2 protein-coding genes and 1 rRNA gene (1 of these 3 only partly in view) are annotated in these 1,266 nt (G+C 41.3%); 1 reads left to right on the top strand and 2 read right to left on the bottom strand.

Features of this window, described 5'->3' with window-relative positions; all coding sequences use genetic code 11:
- The coding region (locus RUMTOR_RS06345; protein ID WP_004846356.1) for an IS481 family transposase at positions 1 to 603 on the top strand (603 nt) is incomplete at its 5' end.
- A 59-nt stretch (positions 604 to 662) separates the two neighbouring features.
- Here RUMTOR_RS06345 and RUMTOR_RS06350 read toward each other — a convergent pair.
- Together RUMTOR_RS06350 and RUMTOR_RS14040 are read right to left on the bottom strand one after the other, a co-directional pair.
- Positions 663 to 995 (bottom strand): TIGR04086 family membrane protein, encoded by a 333-nt coding sequence (locus tag RUMTOR_RS06350; protein WP_465245892.1) that lies wholly within the window; start codon positions 993 to 995, stop codon positions 663 to 665.
- Positions 996 to 1,024: 29 nt separating this feature from the next.
- Positions 1,025 to 1,266, bottom strand: a 23S ribosomal RNA gene (locus tag RUMTOR_RS14040); it runs 2,071 nt beyond the window's last position.

The following is a 1,266-nucleotide window of genomic DNA, read 5'->3' on the forward strand; positions in this document are numbered from 1 at the left end:
GATTCGACACTGTGGTGGATTCCAATATATTCCGAGCCTTATGAGCAGATGAAATATCCCGGACAGCGTATCCAGGTCGATGTGAAATTCGTTCCTGCATGTTGTCTTGTCAATAATGCGAAAGGAAAGAAATTCTATCAGTATACCGCCATTGATGAGTACTCCCGCTGGCGGTATGTGGAAGCTTTTGAAGAACACAGCACCTATTCATCCGCACAGTTCCTCAAGCATCTGATCCAACGCTTTCCTATGCCAATCGAATGCGTTCAGACAGACAACGGCGTGGAGTTTACAAAGCGCTTTTCCACTTCCGGCAAAGAAACATTGACTTTATTCCAACGGACTTTAAAAGAACTTGGCATCCAACATAAACTGATCCGACCCTTTACACCACGTCATAACGGAAAAGTGGAACGCAGCCACCGCAAGGATAATGAACGTTTTTATACCTCGCATACTTTCTATTCCTTTGAGGATTTTTCCAAGCAGCTTCAAACCTATAACCGTAGGGATTATAACCAGTTTCCCATGAGACCTCTGGGGTGGAAATCACCACAAACTGTTCTGAGGGAATTTATTGATCGGGGTGTAACATATGTTTGACAAACCTACATTTTTAACTGCTCTGCAAGATTGAGAAATGATTGAGATATGAACTGTTTTCAGGCAATCATTCCTCCGAGCATTCCCCCTCCGGCGCACAGCAAAAATGTCACAGCAATATTTGTCACATTCCCTTGAAACGCATGGTATACTCCCAAAGTAATCAGCATAAGCAGGACAAAATATGTTATTCCGGCAAACAGCCCCCATAAGAATTTTCTTTTTCCCGCCAACTTCCCAAGTACAAAACCCGCGGAAAATGTTGAAATCACATAAATTAAAACAATTCCGGCATTGACATTTTGTTCACTCAAACCAAGCTTATAAAGCATCAGCGCCAGTATCAAAAGTAAGAATCCTGTCACAATATAACCACACAAAAGTGATTTCACGAACCAGATCGCCTTTTTCCCAACATTTCCATATTCTTTTGCTTCCATCACAAACCTCCCGTTTCGTATCATCACTAATAAAGCATATGTTTGTCCCGAAAGATTTATGACTGGTGAAAATACTTATTTCCCTCATATTTACCAAGCTGTTCTTGCTGTTATTCCATTTGTCTTCCCAAAAAATCCGCTGCGCTGACGGCAACTCTTTGTTCTACTTCGCCAAATGTTTTTTCTTATCTTGTTTAATAAAAACGACTGCCCCGAATAATAC

It is taken from the genome of [Ruminococcus] torques ATCC 27756 (assembly GCF_000153925.1).
GTDB classification, from domain to species: Bacteria; Bacillota; Clostridia; order Lachnospirales; family Lachnospiraceae; genus Mediterraneibacter; species Mediterraneibacter torques.